This is a genomic window from Rufibacter radiotolerans (assembly GCF_001078055.1).
In the GTDB taxonomy this organism is placed as follows: domain Bacteria; phylum Bacteroidota; class Bacteroidia; order Cytophagales; family Hymenobacteraceae; genus Nibribacter; species Nibribacter radiotolerans.
In genome coordinates, this window is sequence record NZ_CP010777.1 from 4,356,563 (window position 1) to 4,381,043 (window position 24,481).

At 48.7% G+C, this 24,481-nt stretch carries 18 protein-coding genes; 4 read left to right on the top strand and 14 right to left on the bottom strand.

Annotation, left to right across the window (positions count from 1 at the left end):
* Positions 1-339 precede the first annotated feature (339 nt).
* The 9 genes from TH63_RS17720 to TH63_RS17760 form a co-directional block, all read right to left on the bottom strand.
* Complete coding sequence (locus TH63_RS17720) at positions 340-1,929, bottom strand: Ig-like domain-containing protein (RefSeq protein ID WP_048922119.1); 1,590 nt, start codon at positions 1,927-1,929, stop codon at positions 340-342.
* A gap of 69 nt (positions 1,930-1,998) precedes the next feature.
* Positions 1,999-2,886, bottom strand: a complete 888-nt coding sequence (locus TH63_RS17725) for a class I SAM-dependent methyltransferase (RefSeq protein ID WP_048922120.1) — start codon at positions 2,884-2,886, stop codon at positions 1,999-2,001.
* Between the two features lies 1 nt (position 2,887).
* Entirely contained in the window at positions 2,888-4,750 is a 1,863-nt protein-coding gene (gene mnmG / locus TH63_RS17730) for a tRNA uridine-5-carboxymethylaminomethyl(34) synthesis enzyme MnmG (protein ID WP_048922121.1), read from the bottom strand.
* 70 nt (positions 4,751-4,820) lie between these two features.
* Entirely contained in the window at positions 4,821-5,252 is a 432-nt protein-coding gene (ybeY, locus tag TH63_RS17735; protein ID WP_048922122.1) for an rRNA maturation RNase YbeY, read from the bottom strand.
* Complete coding sequence (locus tag TH63_RS17740) at positions 5,233-5,652, bottom strand: ATP-binding protein (protein ID WP_048922123.1); 420 nt, start codon at positions 5,650-5,652, stop codon at positions 5,233-5,235. The genes ybeY and TH63_RS17740 overlap by 20 nt, the downstream gene beginning before the upstream one ends.
* A gap of 33 nt (positions 5,653-5,685) precedes the next feature.
* Positions 5,686-9,006 carry a DUF4175 family protein gene (locus TH63_RS17745; protein ID WP_048922124.1) on the bottom strand — a complete coding sequence of 1,107 codons (3,321 nt, stop codon included), beginning with the start codon at positions 9,004-9,006 and terminating at the stop codon, positions 5,686-5,688.
* Between the two features lie 346 nt (positions 9,007-9,352).
* Entirely contained in the window at positions 9,353-10,126 is a 774-nt protein-coding gene (locus TH63_RS17750; RefSeq protein ID WP_048922125.1) for an exodeoxyribonuclease III, read from the bottom strand.
* Positions 10,127-10,468 (bottom strand): hypothetical protein, encoded by a 342-nt coding sequence (locus TH63_RS17755; protein WP_048922126.1) that lies wholly within the window; start codon positions 10,466-10,468, stop codon positions 10,127-10,129.
* Positions 10,469-10,734: 266 nt separating this feature from the next.
* Positions 10,735-11,085 (bottom strand): carboxymuconolactone decarboxylase family protein, encoded by a 351-nt coding sequence (locus tag TH63_RS17760; RefSeq protein WP_048922127.1) that lies wholly within the window; start codon positions 11,083-11,085, stop codon positions 10,735-10,737.
* A gap of 67 nt (positions 11,086-11,152) precedes the next feature.
* Here TH63_RS17760 and TH63_RS17765 point away from each other — a divergent pair, with 67 nt between their 5' ends.
* Entirely contained in the window at positions 11,153-11,866 is a 714-nt protein-coding gene (locus TH63_RS17765; RefSeq protein WP_048922128.1) for a ComF family protein, read from the top strand.
* Positions 11,867-11,957: 91 nt separating this feature from the next.
* On the opposite strand, the gene gldJ is transcribed toward TH63_RS17765, so the two are convergent.
* The gene (gene gldJ, locus TH63_RS17770) at positions 11,958-13,145 is read right to left on the bottom strand and encodes a gliding motility lipoprotein GldJ (RefSeq protein ID WP_048922129.1); all 1,188 of its coding nucleotides are present in this window, start codon (positions 13,143-13,145) and stop codon (positions 11,958-11,960) included.
* Between the two features lie 72 nt (positions 13,146-13,217).
* Positions 13,218-14,294, bottom strand: a complete 1,077-nt coding sequence (locus tag TH63_RS17775) for a PorP/SprF family type IX secretion system membrane protein (RefSeq protein ID WP_082161780.1) — start codon at positions 14,292-14,294, stop codon at positions 13,218-13,220.
* A gap of 45 nt (positions 14,295-14,339) precedes the next feature.
* Here TH63_RS17775 and TH63_RS17780 point away from each other — a divergent pair, with 45 nt between their 5' ends.
* Together TH63_RS17780 and TH63_RS17785 are read left to right on the top strand one after the other, a co-directional pair.
* Positions 14,340-17,357: an AsmA family protein gene (locus TH63_RS17780; RefSeq protein ID WP_048922131.1), complete on the top strand. Its 3,018-nt coding sequence runs from the start codon at positions 14,340-14,342 to the stop codon at positions 17,355-17,357.
* 134 nt (positions 17,358-17,491) lie between these two features.
* Positions 17,492-18,283: a DUF4382 domain-containing protein gene (locus TH63_RS17785; RefSeq protein WP_231583503.1), complete on the top strand. Its 792-nt coding sequence runs from the start codon at positions 17,492-17,494 to the stop codon at positions 18,281-18,283.
* A 123-nt stretch (positions 18,284-18,406) separates the two neighbouring features.
* On the opposite strand, the gene TH63_RS17790 is transcribed toward TH63_RS17785, so the two are convergent.
* The 3 genes from TH63_RS17790 to TH63_RS17800 all read right to left on the bottom strand — a co-directional run bounded on the left by TH63_RS17790 (position 18,407) and on the right by TH63_RS17800 (position 20,767).
* Positions 18,407-18,892, bottom strand: coding sequence for a DinB family protein (locus TH63_RS17790; RefSeq protein WP_048922956.1), 486 nt, complete (start codon positions 18,890-18,892; stop codon positions 18,407-18,409).
* Positions 18,893-18,972: 80 nt separating this feature from the next.
* On the bottom strand, positions 18,973-19,362 hold the full coding sequence (locus TH63_RS17795; RefSeq protein WP_048922132.1) for a diacylglycerol kinase family protein: 390 nt from the start codon (positions 19,360-19,362) through the stop codon (positions 18,973-18,975).
* Between the two features lie 292 nt (positions 19,363-19,654).
* Complete coding sequence (locus TH63_RS17800; protein WP_048922133.1) at positions 19,655-20,767, bottom strand: acyltransferase family protein; 1,113 nt, start codon at positions 20,765-20,767, stop codon at positions 19,655-19,657.
* A 646-nt stretch (positions 20,768-21,413) separates the two neighbouring features.
* Here TH63_RS17800 and TH63_RS17805 point away from each other — a divergent pair.
* On the top strand, positions 21,414-24,479 hold the full coding sequence (locus TH63_RS17805; RefSeq protein ID WP_231583504.1) for a SusC/RagA family TonB-linked outer membrane protein: 3,066 nt from the start codon (positions 21,414-21,416) through the stop codon (positions 24,477-24,479).
* Positions 24,480-24,481 lie beyond the last annotated feature (2 nt).

Genomic DNA, 24,481 nt, shown 5'->3' on the forward strand with positions numbered 1-24,481 from the left:
TAGGACTGTGCAGAAGTGGATAAGATTTCTTTTCCTCAGGTTATCCCCGGCCTTCTGAATAATCCCCGTGGTAGTACCGGTTATGCCGACTTCTTTGTGGATTCTTGTTTGGTCTCTGTCAAGCACTTAAATGAGCTTTCCACCTTTTCACACAAAATGTGTCTAAAACCGGCCAACGTTTATACTCACGTGAATAACTTCCGGCAATTCCTGTTTTTATGCACCGGCTCCCACAAGTTAGTAGGAGAAGCACTGTTTCACGGTTTTGGTAAAATCATTTATCAGACTTACGCTTGAGTTGTCCAGAAGTTTGTCCACAGTTGTGCACAGGGTTTCCACCTAGAATTGGATGGTGGTGGTTTCAATTTCCCAGTTGCTCCTGATCTCAAAAATTTCGGCTGGTAACACCACTGGTTCCGGTAATCTGCGGTCTTTTAAAGAGCCATTGTCCCATTTCCCGTTCCCGTTGGCGTCCACCAGAATGCGCAGTTGGTAGCTGCCGGGCTCCAGATCATTCCAAAGAATGGAGGTTCTGTTTTTCACCTCTTTCACTACCTGCCCCTGCCTAAGGAGCTGCACCAAGAAGTTCTTTTGTTTTGTGGACAGTTTTACCTGCAGGCTTCCGGTGGTGGCTTTGTCTGAAACGGTCAGCTTTTGGGTACTGGTGGCGTACCGGTCTCCAATGAAAGGAACCACTTTGGTAGAGTCCAGGGTAATAGTGATGTTCTTTTTGGCCTCCATAGGAAGTTTCACGGTGATCTCGGTGCCCGTTTGGTTTAGTTCCAGGTCTTTGGCGTCTTTGGTGGAAACAGTTTTAACAGAATCATAGACCAAGGTGACGGCGCCCTGGGGCTGAAGGATCTTGGTGGGCACTTCAAATTGCAGCCTGAGGGTCTCACCGGGTTTAATGGAGGCGCCGTTGGCCACCGCAAAGCTGTTGTTCTTGCGGGGGGCACGGGTGCCGCTTAACCTAACGGCGATGGTATCTACCTTTATGTTATTGGCGCTATCCTGTACTTCTATTAACCATTTTTTCTCCTCGGGCTTGGCCGGGAACAGACGCAGGGTTTTCCCGCTGGCATCTAAAAGCCATTTAATCTCTTCACCTTTTTCAGCCCCTAACACAGTGGCTTTGGCCAGGCCCTCATTGTAGGTTACCTCATAGGTATTGGTGAAGCCCTTGCGGGAAATCACGTTTGGCCTGGTTACGTCCTGGGTGTGTAAGATTAGTTTTAGGTCTTTTACGGCGGGCTTTACCTGAATAGAATCTGCCAGGTAGGCAATAGATTCCTTTTCATTGTCATAGCGCAGGTTGTTGTTGGCCTCGGTGAGGGCGTAGATATGGTAGTTGCCTTCCTTTATATTAGTGAAGGTGAAATTTCCTGCGGAATCTGAGGAGGTGACATACAACGGTCTTCCCTTCGCTACCTGGGCGGTATCATTGGCCCGGTACAAAAGCACGCTCGCTTCTTTTGGCGGGGTATTGCTGAAAAGATTGGCCACCCTACCAGTCACCCTACCTGAATCCAGAAAGCCGCCGGTGGCGAAGGTGATCACCAGGTTCTTGGCGGCATTTTTCTCCGTTACGTCTGTGATCCCTTTCCTGAAATTAAGGTTGTAGGTAGTGTTTTCCAGCCAAGGCTCCGTGAAAGTGATTTCAATGGTCTCGTTCTTTACTTTAGTCTTGTAAGTATTGTCCGTCAAGGGCGCGATGAGTAATTCCCGGGTCAAGTCCGGGGCCTGGATATCTTCATCGAAGGTGAGGATGATATTCTCGGGCTTTATATTGGTTTGGCCATTGTTTGGGGTACTGGAAATCAGTTTGGGCGCGGTTACGTCTCTGTCTCCGCCTTCGGGGCTGGCAATGCTGGCGCATCCTGCAAGGAACAAGGCTGCCCCGGTAAGGGCGTTTTTGATCTGTTTTTTCATTTTTGGCTTTAAAATGGAAATGACCTTACAGTATACACTATAAGGTCATTGCTCTTTCTTTTCTATAGTTTATTTTTTCTGGGCAATAAATATCTGGCTGGAGTAGGAGTTCCCGTTATACGCGCCGTGCAGGTTAGACCTGAATCCGGTGAAGAAGGAACCCAGCATTTTGGTTTGGCCATGTTTATACTTTTCGCTCAAGATACTTACGTAATAGGCGTCCCACTTCATAGGTAACACCTCCTTCAGGTCCAGGCGGTGTTTTTTCAGCAAGCGTTGCATGCTGGCTTTGTTGAAGTGGTATAAATGGCGGGGAACGTCATATGCCGCCCAATCTGCCCCGTATTTTTTAGCGTCGTAAGAATCGGCGTTGGGTACGGCAATCACAATATAGCCTCCCTTTTTGGTGGCGTTAACCAGCGTCTTTACCGTTTCATTCAGCTGATGGATATGCTCCAGCACATGCCAGAGCGTAATCACATCATATTCTTCCTGACCCAGTTCCTCTAAGGAGCCATGGAACACCGGCTTTCCCAGTTTTTCCTCGGTCTGCTGACGGGCTATTTCATTTGGTTCATACCCTTCTACCTGCCAACCTTGCTTCTGGCAGGCTTTGAGAAAGTACCCTACCCCACAGCCATAATCCAGAATCTTCCCTTTCTTACTCAGCCGGTTTACTAGATCTACCTTGTTCTTCACAGCCATGGACCTAACCAAACGGTAGGTTTTATTGAAGAGACCTTTGCTGGTATCTGAGTGGGAAATGTATTCCTCAGATGCATAGTAAGGGCCAATACTTTCTTCGGGTGGGCGCGGGTTAGTGAACTTGAGTTGGCAATTAAGGCACTGTACTAGCACAAAGCTTTCCTGGGAAACGCTTTTGTCTTGTACTACCAGAAAATTTTTAAACTCGGTTTTTGAACAAATGGGGCAATTATCTAGCCGTTCGTAGTTCATTCTATTTTCCTAAATATACCATCAGGATGGAGATATCTGCGGGAGATACGCCACTGATGCGCGATGCTTGTCCTAAGGTTTCCGGCTGTACCTTAAAGAGTTTCTCACGGGCCTCGTTTGAAAGCGCTGTGATTCCCTTATAGTCTAGCCGGCCTTTAATAATGTAGTTCTCCAGTTCCTCCATTTTAGAGGCCATCTGGTTTTCTTTGTCAATATAGCTCGCATATTTCAAAGAAATAACCGCTTGCTCCAGGCTGTCTGGTAAATATTTACCCAGGAACAGGTTCAGGCTTTCAGAAGACCGGAGTAAATGCTCCAGTTCCACGTTTGGCCGCTTTAGCAGATTACCCGCCTTGGCTCTCTCACTGATCGGTGCAGAATCCAGGGATAGCAGCATGGCGTTTACTTCTTCCGGCTCAATTCCCTTCTGCTGCAGGTACGCCAGTACTTCGGCGGTCTCTTCCCGCTTGCGGGTCACTTTCTGCAGGCGCTCCTCAGAGGCGAGACCCAGATGGTAGCCTTTCTCGGTTAACCGAAGATCGGCATTATCCTGACGGAGCAGGATGCGGTGCTCGGCGCGGGAGGTGAACATACGGTAAGGCTCCTCGGTGCCTTTGTTCACCAAGTCATCTATCAAAACACCTATGTAAGCCTCTGATCTTTTCAAGACAAACGGTTCTGCGTTATGCACCTTATTGTGGGCGTTAATTCCCGCCATAAGGCCCTGGCAGGCCGCTTCCTCATAACCCGTGGTACCGTTTATCTGCCCCGCAAAGTAGAGGTTTTCCACCAGCTTTGTTTCCAGGGTCAAGTTCAGTTGGGTTGGCGGGAAGAAGTCATATTCAATGGCGTAACCCGGACGGAACATCTTAGCATTCTCAAATCCCTGAATCTCGCGGAGGGCCTTTAACTGCACATCTTCCGGCAAGGAACTGGAGAAACCGTTCACGTAAACTTCCACGGTGTTCCAGCCTTCGGGCTCCACAAAGATCTGGTGACGGTCACGCTCTGCGAAGCGGTTGATCTTATCTTCAATAGACGGGCAGTAGCGGGGGCCCAGTCCCTGGATTCTTCCTTGGAACATAGGTGACTGCTCAAAGCCTGTTTTCAGGATATCATGAACCTTGGTATTGGTATAGGTAATGTAGCAGCTTCTCTGGTTGGTAAGGGCTGGCGTATCTGTGTAAGAGAATTTAGACGGATTCTCATCGCCTTTCTGCTCTTCCATGAGATCATAGTTGAGGCTACGGCCGTCTACACGAGGCGGGGTACCAGTTTTCATGCGGCCGGCCTCAAAGCCTAAACGTACTAGTTGCTCTGTGATACCTTTGGCAGATTTCTCAGCGGCTCTTCCTCCCCCTAGTTGTTTCTCCCCAATATGGATGATACCGTTCAGGAAAGTTCCGTTAGTAAGCACTACCGCCTTTCCTTTGATTTCAATACCTAAGCTGGTTTTCACACCGGTTACTTTTCCATCTTCTACCAGAAGTTCAGAAACCATCTCCTGCCAGAAATCAATATTAGGCGTTTGCTCCAAGGTAAGTCTCCACTCCTCAGCGAACCGCATGCGGTCGCTTTGGGCCCTGGGGCTCCACATGGCGGGGCCTTTTGACATATTGAGCATCCTGAACTGGATCATGGTTTTATCCGTGATAACTCCGCTCATTCCGCCTAGGGCATCAACCTCCCGGACTATCTGCCCTTTGGCCACCCCACCCATGGCTGGGTTGCAGGACATTTGGGCAATAGTATTCATGTTCATAGTTACGAGTAATACCTTCGATCCCATGGTGGCGGCCGCGTGTGCTGCTTCACAACCGGCATGTCCCGCCCCAACAACTATTACATCATAATTTGTGAACATAATGTGGATTAGTGTGATGTTTCACGTGAAACATTGTTGATAAGTGAGGTAAAACTAAAGAAAGCTGTGTTTAAAACTTTATAAGGGCTAAACACTCTTCTTCTTTAGATTGCATTATTGCTTGCTTTTCGGGGGTTTTATCATCAAAACCAAGTAAATGGAGTAAACCATGTGCCATTACCCTATGCAACTCTTTTTCTATTGGTGTGTTGAAAGTAGTGGCGTTGTCCACAATACGGTCTATACTAATGAAAACATCACCTTCAATAACTCCTTCTATATCGGAATTATCAAAGGTGATGACATCAGTGAGAGTATCATGATCTAAGTATTCTACATTCATCTGATGAAGATATTCATCGGAACAAAAAATGTAGTTCAAAGATTCTACTTCGAAGGAATATTCTGAAATAATCTCAAAAAGCCACTCCTTGACTTTTGTTTCGTTCTTTACTTCAAAGTCTACCTCTTCGGTAAAGAACTCAATTGGCAGTTCCTGCATTCTCAATATTAAAGGTTAAGGAAACGGTGCGGCCGTTATTGCTGAAGGTAACGTCATCACAGAGGTTGCGCATTAAGAAGATGCCACGTCCGCCGGGGTTCTCCAGGTTTTCAGGGGCAGTAGGATCGCTTAGAGAGTTAGGGTCAAAGCCACTTCCCTCATCTTCTATCTCAAAGCGTAGTTGGTTGGGCTCTACAAAAAGAGAAAGATAGACGTTCTTATCTTTATCAAACTTGTTACCGTGTCTAATGGCGTTGTTCACAGATTCCGTCACGGCAACCATAATATTACCATAGATATCATCTTCAATCTGGAACTTCTCCCGGGAGTTGTCAATGAAGCTCTCCACGATACGGATATTCTCAATGATAGAAGGAATCTGAATTTTTACTTGATTCATAATATGTATACTATATCTGAAATGTCTGCAAATCTAATAACCTAATTGCTTAAAATAAGCATCTACCTGTTTTTTATAATAAGGAGTTAGTGCAGGTAGGTTCTGACGGAGCGTTTCTGTCTGCTGTTTTTGCCTTTCCTGGTACTTTTGAAGCGATGGCGGAATGCGGGCGGGCAAATCCTTAGCGGTATTGGCTTCCCTTTTTTCATCCAGATCGCGCTCATTAGCGGCCTTCTCAGCTTGCAGCAGACGCGTCAGAATCTCTTTCTGCCGCATCATGGTCTGCTCCGTAAGACGTTTATTAACGAGATCAGTTTCGGTTTGTTCCATGAGCTTACTCAAATTACTGAGTTTCTCCCCTCCTTCTTTGCCCCCCGGGGCACCCGGCGACGGGGCCAGGTCTTTCATGGCGTTGCGCAGCATTTCCTGCTGGGCAGCCAGCCGGGCCAGTTGCTCAGACAGTTCTTTGCCGCTTTTGCCGCTCTGTTGCAGTTGCTGAATCTGCTCATTGAGCTGTTGCTGCATCTGCCCCATCTTGCCGGGCTGGTTTTTGCCGTTCTTGCCTTTGCCTTTCTTTTTGCCGGGCCCGCTTTGCTGCATGGCCATCATGGCCTGTTGCATCTGCTTCTGCACATCGCTTAGCATAAGCGCCAGGTTGTTCATGGAGGTCATGGCCAATTGCTGATGGTTTCCGGTCTTGCCCAGGTTCCGTTCTTTGATGGACTCAGAGCTTTTGCTCATCTGTTCCTCCATGGCACCTACCTCACGGGTCACAAAGGACTCTATCTGAGGGACGCGTTTGGCCAGGGATAAAAGGCTGTCTTCAATGATGGTGGCGTCATCTGATAGTTTAAGCTGCTGTTGGGCCAGGCCAATGAACCGGGGGTCTGTCTGCTGCACCGCCCTGAAGTCTTTCATTAGCTTCTCCTGGTCAAAGGAAAGCGTTACCAGGTTTTCCAGGATGTCACGCAGGTGGTCCAAGTTTTCCTGCATCTGCTGCATATCGCCGCCCATTTCTTGGCTTTGCATCTGCTGGGCCAACTGCTTCATTTTCTGGGCCGCCGCTTTCTGCGATTGGCTTGCTTTCTGGTTCTTGCCTTTCTGCATAGATTCCTGGGCGTTCTCCTGCTCCTGCTCAATCTGTTCCTCGGTCTGGTCGGTGTCAGGTATGTTCTCGGGGTTCTCCAGTTCCTTGTTCAGCTTCTCGGCTTCCTTCAGATCTTCCTGCATCTGCTTGAATTCCTCTTGCAGGGCTTTTTGCTCCTGCTGCAGGCCCTGATCTGCTTTTTCTTTCTGCTCTGCTGTCTTTTTACCCAGGTCTTCCTGCTTTTTAGACAGCTCGTCCAGCTTCTGTAAGGCGTTGTCCAGTTTTTGCTCTACCTGAAGCTGTTTGAACATCTCCAGCAGGCGGTCCAGCTCTTTCTGGAGGTTATCTTCCTTGTTATTAAGTTTGTCCAGCAGGGGTTGTATCTGGGCCGGGTCTGGCTGTTTCTGTTGGAGCAGTTTCTCCAGTTGCTCGTACAGCTTCTTGGTTTCCTCGTCCAGGAGCTGGTCCATCATCTTCTGGAGCTGCTCTCGTTTTTCGGCTAGTTTCTCGTTTTGGGGCGAAAAACGTTCTTGCTGCTGATTCAGCTGCTCGTTCATCTTCTTCATGGCCTCCAGATCCTCCTGTAGCGCCTTTTTCTTTTCTGCCAGTTCCTGTAGGGCTTTTTTGTCCTGGTAAGACAGTTCTTTCTTCAATTTGGTCTTGTCCTCGTTCTGCTCCAGGGACTTTTTCAGCTCCTCGGCTTTGGTGAGAGATGATTTCATCTGGGACTGTACCTGCTGCGAGGTCTCCTCAATGGATTTGCGGAGCTCAGACGGGTCTGGGTACTTGAAAATGAAGGTAGACGTACGGGCACTCTTAGGCTGCGGCACCTGGTCATTGTCTGTCACCTGCACGTAGTACTCCAGTTTGTCGCCGGGCTGCAGGTTAAAGGGTTTCAGGTTAAGCTGGTAGAAGTAAGACTGCGTGGCTAGGGAACCACTGAAGGGCAGCCCAACCGTCCTATACCCGCCGCCGGTTTGGTTGCCTTTGAGCACGCGGTAATGCAGCGCCAGCCGACTGAAACCATAGTCATCTGAAATGGTACCCCCTACTACCAAATAAGAGTATAGCACCGAGTCTTTGAATTGCTCCAACGTGATCTCAGGGGTCTGGTCCGGGATAACGGTCACCTGGTGCGAGATTTGCTCCTTGTTCTCAGAGTACCGGTTCTTGAGGTGCATGCTGTAGGGTTGGCTCTGCAGGAAGGTTTTACGGACTACATATTCCTCATCATCCGCCTCGGCTTTCACGGTTTGGGCGGGAGCATGGAACTGGAGCCAGAGCGAGTCGGCGTTATCGGCGGCCAGGCGCCAGGTTACCTGAGTCCCCTCCGGAACGGTCAAATCTCCGGTATTGTCCAGCATTTCAGCAGGCTTGCGGGTATAGGCAGGGTATTTCAGCTCGGCCCTTAAGGCCCGAAGCATGGGGCGGGCCACCACGTTTAAATGGTTAGAACCTGAGTAAAAGCCAGCACCGGTCAACTGAAAGTCCACGGGCTCCTGCACTTGCTTGAACTCATAGACATAGGTATTCTCCCCGGTTTGCTTAAGCGGCAGTACCCGCCCGTCTAGCACCAAGGCCACTTCCTCCGGGATGGATCTGCCTTCAATGGTCACCTTCAGCTCAAAGTCCTCGCCTTTGAAGGCCTGCAGGGACTTGTTCTCAATCTTAAACTCAAAGGGAGCCTTGGGGGTGTAATGGCGCTTGAAATGGATGATCCGTTCGGTGCCCTGCACAAAGAGAGCCGGGTAAATAAAGGCGAGCACTAAAACCAAAGACAACGGCAGCAGCAGGTATTTGAAGTACGAGCGGTTCTGGGCGAGCTTAATACGTTCCGGAAAGCGGTAACCCGCCAGTTCTTCAGAGCGCTGCTCCACGCTGGCGGCCACCAAATCATTGGTCAGGGCCACGTTCTTGAGTTGCAGCAAATTCAGGAGCCGGTCCTGGATCTCGGGGAAGTACTGCGACACTTGCCGGGCCGCCTGCTCATCTGAGAGCAGCTTTTTAAGGTTAGCCAGCGCCAGAAGGGGCGTCCAAAGCCACCTGATAACGGCAAAGGCGCTAATGGCCAAGAAAGAGAAAAGCAGAAAAGCCCGTACTTTTGGCTGGAAGTAAAAGAAATACTCTAAAACGGTAATGAGCAGGAAGGAAGACAGTAGCAGCCCTATAGTGAGCAAAGCACCTTTGAAAAGCAGGTTCAGATAGAACTTGCGCTTGAACGCCTGAAGCTGCTGTAAAACTGAATCTAAAGAACCGGCAGCCCGCATACTTATTAATAGAGATAAAGAGGTAAGTAGGAGACAGGAACGCAGCAAGAGCAAGTACGAACCGTTTCCTTGCCTTTCATACGTAATTAGGTAGTAGAGTATTAACTCTTTTGCTCACTAATTTATTGTTAATTCTCTGGATTGGAAGTAAACACCGCGTTTTGCAGCTGTTTTTCAGAAAATAGCCTCAAAACACTCCACCGTAAGATATCTTAAGAGTAAAAATGAATGAGGCGCACCTCATTACTAGGTGCCTGGTCTCTAATGAAAGTAGAAAAGCAAAAAGCGTTTTGGAGCCGTTTTCGTAAAAACAGCCCCAAAACGCTTTCTAATTAAAAAGTAAAGTCTATGCCCCTACCGGATGCATCTCCAACAACACCGGGCAGTGGTCAGAATGCTTGGCCTCCGGAAGAATGGCGGCCCTTTTCATAAAAGGCTTCAGGTGATCAGACACCAGGAGGTAATCAATACGCCAACCCAGATTCTTGGTGCGCACGTTGGCGCGGTAGCTCCACCAGGTATACTGATGCGGCTCCTGATTGAAATGCCGGAAGGAATCTATATAGCCATCCTGCAGAAAACCTGAGAACCAATTACGTTCCTCGGGCAGGAAACCAGAGCTTTTGGCGTTTGATTTTGGGTTGTGGATATCTATGGCCTGGTGACAGATGTTATAATCGCCGCAAATGACCAAACCGGGCACCGTTTGCCTTAAACCCTGCATGTACTGTTGAAAATCACGCAGCCACTCCATCTTAAAGGCCTGCCTGTGTTCCCCGCTGGAGCCTGATGGCATGTACACGTTCAACACCGAATACCCGTCAAAATCGGCGCGGATAACCCTTCCCTCCTGGTCATACTGCTCAATGCCGCAGCCAATGCATACGTTCTTAGGCTCCGCCTTTGAGAGGATGGCCACGCCGCTATACCCTTTCTTGGTGGCCGGGTGCAGATACACCTTATATCCCAGTTCCTCAAAGGGAGCTTTGTCAAATTTGTCAACGCAAGCCTTTATTTCCTGCAGGCACAATACGTCTGGGTTGGCGGCCTTTACCCAGTCCACAAATCCTTTGGAGATGGCAGACCGGATACCGTTTACGTTATAACTGATGATTTTCATTTAACTCATTTGGTCAAAGTATTCCAAGGCGTGCCATTTGAGCATGCGCTCCTGTTCTTTCAGGTTGCAGGCAGGCAATTGCTTGATAGATTTCCAGTGCGGCCAGCCGTCTTGGTCTGTCCCCTCCAGTTCATAGAACCCCGACAAGCTGAGCAGCTTGCAGGTAGCAATGTGCATGAGGTCCTGCTTTTCCTCTTTAGTGAACTCCCGCGCGCCCTGTCCTAGTTCCTGGATGCCTATTAAAAATAAGATGGTATTGAGGTCGGGCTTCTTGCCGAACTTCTTCTTGAAATCCTGGCGTAGCGCTGCCCACCTGACATCAAAATCTTCTTCGTTCTCCATGGGTGCCGTGTGTGAATAAGTGTGAGGTAATGAGAAAGTATAAGCTGTGGAAAGAGTTCGTTTTTACCTTGAGTAAGGATCGTATTTTAGGCCCGTTTCTGCTAAAAAAGGACGGAAACGTAATTTTTATGTTTTCCTTACTTTCGGTGAAAGCATGAATAGAACTCATCTAAATCTGATGTAATCCACATTTCTTCAGAGATATTTTTAAGCTTGTTTTCTGAAAAATAGCTCAAAAACAAAATCCGTCCTGCTTATGATTTCCCTTATCCTTGCTGTTCGGTCTTCAGTTCTTCCCAATACTCTACCGCTCTTCTGAAGTGCGGAATCACGATGGAACCGCCAATTAGGTTAGCGATGGCGAACACTTCATACACTTCCTCATCGGTGAGGCCACATTCAAAGCATTTGCCCAAATGATACTTGATGCAGTCATCACAGCGCAGTACCATAGAACAGGCCAGGCCTAGCATTTCCTTGGTTTTTACGTCTATGGCTCCGTCTGCGTAGGCATTGGTGTCCAGGTTGAAAAAGCGTTTGATTACTTTATTATCCGCGGCCATGATCTTCTCGTTCATGCGGGTGCGGTAGTCGTTGAATTCTTTTACTTGGCTCATTGTTGTGCGAAATTAAATGGGCTCCTGTGCCCTACTGTAAAGTTACACCAAAATCAGCAAGAGTGCTATGCCCCCAGTGCAGATGACCCTCCGTACGCTCCTCCATGACTTTCTGGCCTTGCTATATCCCGAGGATTGCCGGGCCTGTGCCGGGGAACTGGCCATGGGCGAAGAGGTTATCTGCAGCCATTGCCGCATCAAACTGCCTTATACCGATTTTCATACGGCACCTTTCGATAACGCCCTGCATCCGGTTTTCTGGGGAAGAGTGCCTGTGCAAGCAGCAGGAGCATACCTTAAGTTTCAGGAGAAGGGCCGTGTGCAGCGGCTTCTGCACCAATTGAAATACAGGGGCCAGGAAGAGGTGGGCGAAGTATTGGGCCGGTGGTATGGCGCCCTGATGCAGAACCAACCGGACTATAAAGGCATTGAGGTAGTAGTGCCGGTGCCACTACATAAAAGCAAACTGAAACAGAGAGGCTACAACCAGGTGGCAGCTTTCTCAAGGGAGTTGGCGACAGCCTTGTCTGTTCCAGTAGCGGAAGATGCTCTGCAGAAGAATAGGAACAGCCTTACCCAAACCAAGAAAGACCGGCAGGCCCGATGGGAAGCCATGCAACAGCTGTATAGTATATATAATAAGGAGTCAATCCAGGGCAAGCACGTGCTGCTGGTGGATGATGTGATCACTACCGGGGCTACGCTGGAGGCCTGCGCTTCCCTCCTATTGCAGAATGGAGCCAGTGCTGTAAGCATTGCGGCTATTGCCTATACTTTATAAAGCCTATACTTTATAAAATCATCAACACCCTATAAAACAAAAAGGGCCGGTTACTAACCGGCCCTTTTTACTTATGCTTTAGAAACTGTTCTTATTTGTTGGAGCCAGTGTTAATCATGGCGCAACGGAAACCGATAGTAGAGGTAGCAGAATCCTGCTCCATGAATCTACGGGTACCAGGAGACAACCAGTAAGCCACATCTTTCCAGGAACCACCTTTGTATACACGAACGGTGTTGGTGATCAAGGACTGGAAGCCAGCTACGTCATACATTGAAGAGTCATCCAACACGCCGTTTCTACGAACCGGGTTCAGATCTTCCACGTCCTGGAAGGAAAGCGGACGGTACACGTCTTGTACCCACTCGTTCACGTTACCTGCCATGTTGTACAGACCGAAGTCATTTGGTGGGTAAGCGTACACATACTCGGTGATCATAGCACCGTCATTCAAAGAACCGGCAATACCGGCGTAGTCACCACGGCCACGTTTGAAGTTAGCCAGGAACTGACCTTGGTTCTTACCGTATGGATTACGCACCTGGTGGCCGTCCCATGGGTAGATACGCTTGTTGGTTTGGTTTTCTTCTTCGCTCAATTGGGTACCAATCAAGGCCTGGGCAGCATATTCCCACTCAGCTTCTGTTGGGAGACGGTAGTTGGGCAGAATGGCGCCAGACTCAATAGGAGGCGTAGCGCCTTCGGCTAAGTCACCTTTGTATTTGGAGGCAAGGCCTTTGTTTACCATGGCCGTCCGCCATGTACAATAATCCTGGGCCTGCAACCAGCTTACGCCTACTACTGGGTAGTACCGGAAACCTGGATAACGCAGGTAATAGCTTACGTAAGGGTCATTGAAAGATAGTTCACGCTCCCACACGGTGGTGTCAGGTAACGCTTTGGCATAGATCTCTTCAGAAGAGTCTTTCCGGATGTAGTGCAGGTACTCCAGCCAGTGAATGTTGGCTACCTCTGCCTCGTCCATGTAGAAAGACGCAATAGTAACAGTACGCTCAATGTTATCACGGGTCATGGCCACATCTTCTTCAGAAGAGCCAAGGGTTGTTCTACCACCTTCAATAAAGACCAGACCTGGTCCTTCAGGTACGTCGCTGTAGTCTGCTACCGCAAAGCCTCCCTCTTCTTCATCAAACTCAATTCCGGTGGCAGTACTTTTGTTGCCCGGGTCTTGGCTGGTGGGACGTTTGTTCTTGGAGCAGGAGGAAAACACGATCATCCCCGCGGCCAACACATACATTAATTGTTTAGACAGCTTCATAAAATTGGTAACTACCAGATAAATTGTATTCTTAGATCAAATATACCTTTTAACACGCAATATTATAGAAAATTAGAACGCTGGGCAAGCAATCCGATTGTATTTTTTATCGGAACCTGACCTTTTAAAAATCTTCTCGTAATCCACTTTCTCAAAGGAAAGGACCAGCTCGTGCGTAGGGCCTAAGGCCACCGGGTTTTCAGACACCGGGTGCCGGTACCCATACCCAATTTTAAATCCTTTATGTGTAACGCCTGCTACCCCCTGAATAGTACTTGCCAGGGGCGTATTTTTTGTGCCCGGTAGCATGGTGGCGCCCACGCCTACAGTAAAGGGAGTGAAATTGGCGTAAATACTTGCATCCAGGCGTTTAAAGGCACGTTGGTGAATATACGAAAGGGTAGGCACAAAGCTAATCTCCTCAAATTTATTTTCTGAAAAATAGCTTTTCAGGTAAAACCGGTAGCCCGTCTGCAGTTGGAAAGTAGGGGCCACGGTGCTGGTGGAAGCTTCACCTACAGTAGGGTTATTTAATTGAAAGCCAGAGAGCCCCACCCAGAATTGACGGGTAAAAAGAAGCAGACCGGCCCCTAACGTGAGGTACTGCTTTCTTTCAAAGCTAAAATTCTCTGTAGTAGGCTGAGTAACAGTGCCATCGGGTCCTAACTGGTCCTCAAACACAAGATGGCTTAGCCCTGGTTTCTCAGCACCATACCCTACCTGCAGGCCGGCACTCAAATCCAGTTTTTGTTTTAATTTTGTATGGTAGGCATAAAGGGCGTTGGCCTGCACTTTCTGGTACCCGTTGCCCGGTGCTTTGTCTGATAGAAACGTAGCCCCCACCGCATTCTTGTTTTCCAGGAAACGGTACTCGCCGCTCACCCATTGTGTGCTGAACCCCGAACTGACGCCGGTCCATTGGGAGCGGTGCCCGGCTATGACGCTGTAATCAGACAATAAACCTGTAAAAGCGGGGTTAAGGAAAAGACGGTGGGCATATGGCAATGCGCTGGCTCCTTCCTGCGCCCGGGCCGCCATTGAGCCCATACAAAGCACAGCCGTCAGCGCAACCAGACGGACGCTACTTAGAATAGTACAGCAAAAGAGACGGCACATTAATTGCAGAAGCATGACCAAGCGCATAATCATTTGAAAATGCCTAAACTTACAACCTGAAAATACATCATTACCAATATGAGGAAATTAATTATAGGTCTGGCAGTATTTGTAGTAGTGTTGCTAGCCGCCGCTGCCCTGGTTCCTATCTTCTTCAAAGATAAGATCAAAGGCCGGTTAGATAAAGAGATTGCCAAAAGCGTGAACGCTCGGGTTATATACGAGACAGATAACGTAAGCCTGTCCCTTTTTCGCACATTCCCAGATCTGGCCCTGAGCGTGAAAGACCTCACCATTGTGGGCAAAGACTCTTTTGAACGCGATACCCTGGCCTACCTGCCGGACTTCAGCCTGGGCCTGGACCTGATGAGCGTGATTACCGGCGACCAGATGAAAATCAAGTCGGTGCAGATGGACGAGCCGCGCCTGAAACTGCTGGTGCTCAAAAGCGGGAAAGCCAACTGGGATATTTTCATTCCAGACTCTCTGGCCGCCGCCCAGGACCAGGACACCACCGATTTCAAAATGGGGATCAAGGAGTGGAAAATCAACCAGGGCCAGATCATCTACCAGGACCTGAGCATTCCTTTCGGCATAGCCGCCAATAACGTAGACCACACCGGTAGCGGCGACCTGGCCAAGGATATCTTTGACATGACCACCAAAACCCAGGCCGAGCGCTTTACCATGACCTATGACGGGGTCAACTACCTGGAGAACAAGAAGCTGGACGCCGACGTGACCATGGCCATGGACCTGAACAAGTATCTCTACACCTTTAAAGACAACAATTTCCGGCTGAATGATTTCGCCTTCGGGATGGCAGGTTCGGTGGGCATGCATACGGAGGATATCAACCTGGACCTGACTTTCAAAGCCCTGGAGACCGATTTCAAAAATATCTTCTCCCTGGTACCGGGGGTTTTCACTGAGCAGTATAAAGACGTGAAGACCGACGGAAAGGTAGCCTTTAACGGATACGTGAAAGGGGTGTACAATGAAACCACCATGCCTGGTTTTGGGGTAGACCTTAAAGTGAACAACGGTACGTTCCAGTACCCAGACCTGCCCCAGGCCGCCCGCAACATCAATATTGACATGAGCGTGAAAAACACCGATGGCAATATGGACCACACCTTTATAGATGTGCGCAAGATGCACCTGGACCTGGGCAAGAACCCGGTAGACGGACGTGTGGTGATTGACGGGTTGGACCCGATGAAAATTGACGGTAACCTGAAAGCCAAGCTGGACCTGGCCGAGGTGACCAAGGTGTTCCCGCTGGAAGGAACTACCCTGCGCGGGCTGCTGGACGTAGACGCTCAGGCCAAGGGTGTTTACTTTGAGAAACACATGCCCATGGTGACTGCCAAGCTCAACCTGACCAATGGGTACGTGAAGTCCTCTCAATTTCCGGCCCCGCTGGAGCAGGTGACCGTGATTGGCAACGTGAGCAACCGCACCGGTAACGCAGCTGACACCGATATCCAGATCTCCCGGTTTAAGATGCTCCTGGACAAAGAGCCGCTGGAAGGCCGCGTTTCCATCAAGAACCTGGCGCAGCCCCAGTTTGACGCTGATATCAAAGGAGTGCTGGACCTGACCAAACTCACTAAGATCTTCCCTATTGAAGGCACTACCCTTAGCGGTCGCCTGAACGGGAACATTCTGGCCAAAGGCAAGATGACCGATGTAGACGCTGGCCGTTACGGCAACGTACAGGCCAGCGGCACGGTCCAGATTGCCAACCTCAACTACAAGAGCACTGACCTGCCGCAGGGCATGAAGATCAACTCGGCCAAGGCTACCTTCAACAATGAGCAGGTAGCGTTGCAGCAACTGAACGGGTTCCTGGGCAAAAGCGATGTGCAGATGAACGGTACCGTCTCTAATTACATGGGCTACCTGTTCTCTGAGAACCAGCCCCTGCGCGGAAACTTCACCCTGAACTCCATCAACTTCAATGTAAACGAATGGATGGTAGACGAGCATACGGGCCAAACCGTGCCGTCTTCTACCAAGGAGGCGCAAGGCGTAGTGCAGATTCCGGCTAACCTGGACATGGTGTTAATAACCCAGGCCGGTACCGTGCTCTATGATAACCTCAAGCTCCAGAACCTGAAAGGCAAAGTGACGCTTAAAGACCAGATAGCCAGGTTAGAGAACGTTACCTTCAACACGCTGGGCGGGAAGTTCTCAACCACCGGCTCTTATGATTCAAGAGACCTTATTCACCCTAAATTCTCCTTTGGGTTAGACATTGAGAACCTTGATTTCCAGAATGCCTTTAGTGCTTTCAACACCATTCAGAAGATAGCGCCCATTGCCCAACTACTCAAAGGCGAGTTCTCTACCAAGTTTAACCTAACTGGTGAACTAGGCAGCGACATGATGCCCGTCATGAGCACCCTTACCGGGAAAGGCATGATTGAGGTGGTAGAGGCAGTGGTCGCGAACGTGAAAGCCCTGAGCAAGATCAGCCAGCTGACCAGCCTGAACGAGGTGCAGAACTTCTCCATCAAGAACCGGGGTTTCGCGGCCGAGGTGGTGGGTGGTAACCTGGTGGTGAAACCGTTTGACTTCACGGTGAAGGATATCAAAATGACCGTGGGCGGCACCAATAACCTGAGCGGGAAGATAGACTACGTGGTGGCTCTGGATGTCCCCTCTGGCAAGGTAGGGAATGCCCTGGCTAGCAAGCTTACCAGTCTCTCTGGCGTGCAGAACCTGAAAGGCCTGGAGCGGGTAACCCTGAACCTAGGCGTAACCGGAAACTACAATGACCCGGCCGTGGCCCTGAAAGGCAGCAGCCTGAAGGCCGAGGCCTCTAACCTGGTAAAGGAAGTGGTAAGCTCCAAGCTGGAAAGCGTGAAAGAGAAATATAACATTACCACGCCCACCAACAAAGACAGTATCAAGGCCGAACTAGTGAAACGCCAGCAGGAAATGGAACTGAAAGCCCGCCAGGAACTGGACAAGAAACGTGTGGAGGCCGAGCAGAAGCTGAGAGAGGAAGCCAAGTCCAGACTGAACAGGTTGCTTACTCCCCGCAAACCGGTAGCCATCCCTCCGGCAGACACCACCAAGCAGCAATAGCATTTTAGAAAGTTGTTTTAGGCCCGTTTTAAGAAAATGAGGCCTAAAACAACTTTTTATATACTAACCTGGTAGCTGCACGTTAAAGGTCTGCTACAGAGAAGTAGCCTCATCAATCCCCTTATTTTTTAACTATGAGAAAGAGTGTATTCTTTGCCATGATGTGCCTGTCCGTACTTGGTTTTACGGCTTGTTCAGAAGAAAACGATCCCTCCGGCACTTCCCGTATGGAAGTAAGATTGACAGACGCCCCCGGCGACTATGATGAAGTGAACATTGACATTAAGTCTGTGCAGGTGCACAGAGACGCCAATGATGACGGTACTGGCTGGACCACTCTTGAAACCATTAGACCAGGCGTGTACAACCTGCTTGACTTCGCCAATGGCCGCGACACGCTGTTAGCCAGCTCTACCCTGCCGGCCGGTCGTATTTCCCAGATCAGATTGGTATTAGGAACAAACAACACCCTTAAATTGAAAGGCAGTAACACTCTGGTTCCGCTTACTACCCCCAGCGGGCAAACCTCTGGCGTGAAGCTGCAGATAAATGCTGACCTTCAGCCAGACGTGACCTACGTGATGCTGCTTGACTTTGACGCCGCCAAATCGGTGGTGCCAAGAGGCAATAGCGGTGCTTATAACCTGAAACCGGTGATCAGAACCCTTACCCAGGCCGTGGCCGGGGGAATTAGAGGTACTGTTACCCCCGCTGCTGCCAAGCCAGGTATTTTCGTGATCTCTGCGGCCAATGACACCATTGGTGGTTTTGCAGATGACGCCGGAAATTACCTGATCAAAGGCATTCCGGCCGGTACCTACAAAGTGCAGTACAGCACCGTGGCTCCTTACAAAAACAAAGAAGTGACCGGTGTAGTAGTGACCAATGACCGTATCACTGATATCCCGGCGGTAAACCTGAACTAAGGAATACCCAGCTTACTTTATTAAAAAGAGAGGAGACCTATAATGGGTCTCCTCTCTTTTTTTGTGCTAATGTCTAAATCTGTTTTAGAGCCGTTTTCAGGAAAACAGGCCTGAAACGCAAACTTACAGTTCCAGGTCCTGGCCGTACTGAATGCGCACGTAGGTCACATAGTCAGAGTTGATGGGCTCATGGCCGGCCAGTCTCAACTCCCGTGATACCTGTCCACGGTGGTAGGTGGCGTGGTTAATAGCATGGGTGAGGATATCCTGCACCTTGGTAGAGTAGGCTTTGCCTTGGGTGTTAGTGTAGTCAATGGTACGGGCCAGTTCTGCGGCATCTGCGTTGGCGTACAGTTCCACCAGTTTAGGAGAAGTCTGCGCATGCAATTGGTGCAGCTCTTCCAGCGAGTGCACCTGCAGCACTGTTACCGGGCTTTTTGTGCCGGTAATCCGCGCAATCCAGATGGCTTGGGCATTGAGTAAATGGCTGAACATGAGCTGGGCGTAATCTGGCAGCTCTCCTTCAATACGGTCCAGGCTTTTAAGGATGCGTGTGTTGGCCCAAACGTTATATTCGGTAAGGTTCTTAAGTACGTCTGTAGTAGTCATGGTAAGAAAAAAGATAAACAAAGAGGCAAGTGCCTCAGAAACCGGGCAAAAGTACTAAACCTGCCGGTTAGAACGAATGTTTACGATGACTTTAAGAGAAGGGTCCAGAGATAAGGAAAGAAAACCAGAGCTCCTATAAGCGCAGCCGTGATCGCGGCCACCAGTACCGCGCCGGCCGCAATGTCTTTTACCTTGCCCGCCAAGGGGTGCCGGCCCGGCGACACCAGGTTCACTAACACCTCCAGGGCTGTGTTGAAAAGCTCTGCCGTCCAGACCAGCCCGATGGCGAAAATGATGAAGGCCCACTCTATGCGCGAAATGCCCAGGAAAAAGCCCACCGCCACCGCCACCACCGCCGACAAGACATGCCACTGCAAGTTCTCCTCAGACCTGAACGCCGAGGCCATTCCCTGCAGGGCGTACCCGAAACTGTTCAACCGTCTTCTGATATAGGTAGGTTTCCTTTCCATTTGGCAGGTAATACACAATACATCTACTTGGTGTCCATCTGAAGCCTAAAGATGAGATTTTACAGGCGTTTTCAAAAACCCAGACCAACCAGGATTACGCCGTCTTGGCTTCTCCTCAAGTAAGAATCAGCTCTCCCTGCTGCCTGCTGTTGGGTGGTCAGGCCAAACCCAGAAAAGTGACTCTATCAACCAGTTTTCCTTAAAAACCAGTTTCGGGCGTTTAGGGGCCGTTTTTCGTAAACCAGCCCTAAACGCCCGAAAGGTAAATGGATGCTTCCTTTCCGCTGCAGGCTTATACTTTAATGATGATGTTCTTTCTGTACATCACATACAGAATAACCATCCAGAAGAAAATCCAGGTGAGGGCCCAGGCCAGGGAAGCGTTGTACGGCGAAAGCCAGGTGGTGTAAAAGGCATTGTACAGATAGGTTTTGCTGTCTACCTCGCCGCCGGGGGTGTCTACCTTGATCATGCCCATAATACGCGGGATAAGCCCAGACAGGAAAAAGACGGTGATAGCGTTCACGCCATAGACCAGGAACGGAGTAGTGAGTTTCCGGTAGCCTTTCACGTCAATCAGCCAGTAGCACAAGCCCAGCCCCAGCATAGCCAGACCACCGGAATACAGCACATAGGAGCTGGTCCAGAGGCTTTTGTTGATGGGGAAGTGCAGGTCCCAGATAAGACCCAGACACGTACAGATCACACCCCACACCATCAGCCAGGCGATTTTATTGCCGGGTTCGTCTTTCCGTTTCAGCCATTGGCCTACCTGCACGCCTAATAGCGCAGTCACAACAGCGGGTAACGTGCTGAGAATGCCTTCCGGGTCCCAGACCTTGGTTTGGCTCCAAAGGTGACCGGGCAGCAGGGTATTATCCAGCCACGCGGCCAGGTTGGTGGTGGGTTGCAGGTTGGCCTGGCCAATGCCAGACACCGGGGCATACATCATTACCAGCCAATAGCCCACCAGTAATACCGCCATGATCAACAGCTGCATGCGCTTTTCGGTTTTTAAAAAGATAATGGCCGCCAGAATGAATACCACCCCAATGCGCTGCAACACCCCCGGTATACGCACGGTCTCAAACGCAAACTTAGGGAACAGTGACAGGAACAGACCCAGGGCAAACAGGGTAAGCCCCCGCCTTACAATTCTGAGCAAGGTCTTGTTGTGCGTCTCGGGGTGCAGTTTGCTACTAGCTAAGGCATAGGCAATAGATACCCCTACTATAAATAAGAAGAAAGGAAATACCAGGTCGGTGGGGGTGCACCCGTTCCAGGCGGCGTGCTTAAGCGGAGCGTAGATCTTTCCCCAGTTGCCCGGGTTGTTCACCAGAATCATGGCCAGGACCGTAATGCCCCTGAACACATCCAGAGACCTTAGCCGGGTGTTAGCAACCATTCCAGAAGGTTCTTCAGTGAGTATTTCTTTTGTAGCAGGTGAAGAGATTTGCACGGCTTATAGAGTAAGAAGTGAGGAAGTCAGTGAGGCAATGTTACTTTAAAAAAAGCTGACGGAGTACATAAGTTTTCTTTTAGGAAATCGGCCCTTAAAACAAGTGTAAATTATACGCGAATAATAAAGTGGCATTAAAAAACACCAAACAGTAAAACATTTTTAAACTATTAAAGGATAGTAATTAAAAATATTAAATAACTCTTGTTTTCGTTAAACAGCTTCTCTATATTTTCCACTTCGAACTTCCCACAAAAGGGAAATATTACCAATAAGAATAGCGCTTGCGACAGAGTGAAGTTGCTGATTTTTATTGAAAAATTTAACAAGATTCTGATTGTCACTTTAAAAAAGCTTAAAAAGTTGAGCTCAATACTCAATTTTTTTACTGATTCCTTATTTTACCTTTCTGACTTACCTGAAATAGCATTAACTTGCAGTACTTTACACCTACTCTAACTCCTTTAAAAATAAGTGCCTATGTAGTAGAATTGGCTTCTGATTCAAAACAGACAAATCAACCAACAAAAATCCATTCCAGTACCCTAAATCCTTTTTTATGAAAATAATGTTACGGCTAATGTTATTTGTCTTGAGCTTATCCATAGCTCAGGCAGGTTTTGCCCAAAGCAAGACAATTACCGGGAGGGTGACTTCTTCCGATGACGGCTCAGCCATGCCTGGCGTGAGCGTGGTAGTGAAAGGTACCACCATAGGTTCTTCCACAGACGGAAACGGTCGTTATTCTATCCAGGCCCCGGTGGGCGGTGTGTTGGTGTACAGTTTCATAGGAACTGTTTCCCAGGAAAAAACCGTGGGTGACAACAACAATATAGACGTAGTGCTGAGAACAGACTCCAAGGCCCTGGATGAGGTGGTAGTAACCGCCTTGGGTATTCAGGAGGAGAAAAAGTCTCTTGGTTATGCTATTACTGAGGTAAAGGGTTCTACCGTAGCCCAAACCCAGCGCGAAAACTTTGTGAACGCATTGGCAGGTCGTGTGGCAGGGGTTGAAGTAAACTCTACTTCTGGTTTACCTGGTTCTTCTACTTCTATTGTGATTAGAGGGCAAAGCTCTTTGAGCGGCAGCAGCCAACCTTTGTTTGTAGTAGACGGGTTGCCTATCAGCAATGACGTTACCTCCACTGGTACATTTGCAACAGCCGGTGTTTCTGGTAAATCTTTTGAGAACCGGGGTATTGACTTTACCAACCGTGCGGCAGACATCAACCCAGAAGATATAGAGTCTATTACCGTATTGAAAGGACCAGAAGCCTCTGCTCTTTATGGTATTGAAGCAGCATCTGGTGCTATTGTGGTTACCACTAAGCGTGGCAAGGCAGGACAAGGCAAAATCAACTATTCCTTCAACTCCAGAATTAGCTCTATCACTAAGTTGCCAGAGCGCCAGAAGGTATTCAACAGAGGTGTAAACGGCTATACCTCAGAAGGCGAAGAGACCCTTACCTATTTTGGGGCCCCTTATCCAGAAGGTACTCAATTTTATGATAACGTAAGCAAGTTCTTCCAGACTGCCTTCCAGCAAAAACACAACCTAACCTTCACCGGTGGTAGTGAGAAAACCACTTACCGTGTATCTGGTGCCTATACTAACTCAGAGGGGTATATTCCTAATACCGGGCTAGACCAGATAAACCTAAACTCTTCCATTACTACAGACCTCAATAAGTACATCTCTACCGATGTGTCTTTTGACTATACCCGGGCTGACAATGACAAGGCCTTTACAGGAGTGAACGGTGCTTTCCTGCACTTGCTGCTGTGGCCTATGGATGATGATGCCAGCGTGTACCTAAACCCAGACGGTACCAGAAGAGATTATGCCACATTTGCCAACGGCGTGGAGAACCCCTTCTTTAACGTAAACAAGAACATCCTTAACACCTTAACTGACAGATACAGAACCAACGTACAGATGTCTGTTAAGCCAGCTGCCGGTTTAAGGTTTGTCTTACAAGGTGGTGTAGATTATTACACAGAGAAAACGACTATTGTGCGCCATCCTGAGTCTAACACCGGTAAATCATATGGTGGTCTCTTTGACCAGGTATTATCTACTACCAGAAACCTTACAGTACAGTACTATGGTCAATACACCAAGCGTTTCTTTGGTGACAAGTTTGGCATAGACCTGAAGGCAGGTAGCATGGTACGTGATAACAACCGCTTTAGCGCTGCTGCCTCTGGTGAGAGATTTCAGGCCCCTGGGGTTTACTCCATTAACAACACCCTGCTTACCTCACAAAGAGCTTTCAACAACCTTAACCAGTACCGCAATTTAGGGGTATTTGGTAGCGTGGGCCTAAGCTATGATGACATTGTGTACCTTACCGTAACTGGCCGTAATGACTGGAGCTCTACTCTTCCTGTAGAAAATAACTCCTTCTTCTACCCTTCTGCCGCGATGAGCTTTGTCTTCACAGAGTTGACTCCACTTGCCTCTATCAAAAATATCTTGTCTTATGGTAAGCTAAGAGCTTCCATTGCCCAGGTGGGTAAAGATGCCAGACCATATAGCATCCGTCCGTTTTATGAAAACGCGCTTACTACTGGTGGTGGTTACAGATATGGTTTCACCGGGCCAAGTTTGAACCTACGCCCAGAAATGACCACCTCCTATGAGTTTGGTACTGAAATGAAGTTCTTCAATGACCGCTTTGGTATTGACGCTACCTACTTCAGTAAAACTTCTGTTGACCAGATTGTGCAGAACCTTCGCCTGAGCTATGCAACGGGCTTCGTGTTAATGACCTTCAACGCTGGTGAGATCAAGAATGAGGGTGTTGAATTACAAATGAATGCCACTCCCCTGCAGATGGATAATTTCACCTGGGATGTTTCTGCCAACTATACCAAATTCTGGAATGAGTTAGTGAAACTGCCTGGTGATGTGACAGAGTTCTACAACTCAGATACCTGGTTGTATGGTAACGTGAGAGCAGGTTCAAGAGTAGGCGGACCTTTGTCTACCTTCACAGGCTATGATTACTTCAGAAACAAAAACGGAGAACTTTTGATCAACCCAACTACTGGTTTACCCACCGTAAATACTGCTGAGTGGGTAGTGGTAGGAGACAAAAACCCTGATTTCACTGTAGGTTTGACCAACACGTTCTCTTACAAGAACATTGGTTTGAACTTCCTGCTTGACTTTAGAGTAGGCGGTGACGTTTACAATGCCACTGAGCATTATATGGTTACCCGTGGCTTAAGCCCAAGAACACTTAGCCGTGACCAAACCAGAATTGTAGAAGGTGTATTGCAAGACGGTCTGGAGAACACAGACAACCCAACCAGAAACAATCTCCCTATTGATGTGTCACGTAATTCCTCTTACTGGAGCTCTATCTACAACTTCAATACTTTTATTGAGAAGGACATTAACTGGATGCGCCTGAGAGACGTGACCTTGAGCTATCGTCTGCCTTCTACCTTATTAAAAAGAGCAGGGTTTGTAAAAGACCTGAGCCTTTCAGTAACTGGTACAGATCTATTCATATTAACTAATTATTCTGGTCTTGACCCAATTGGAGCAGGTACTTCTGCCGCAACTGGTGGTGCAGGTGGTGGTGGAATTGACTACGGTAATTTCCCTACGCCAAGAGGATGGAATTTTACTTTAAGAGCAGGATTTTAATT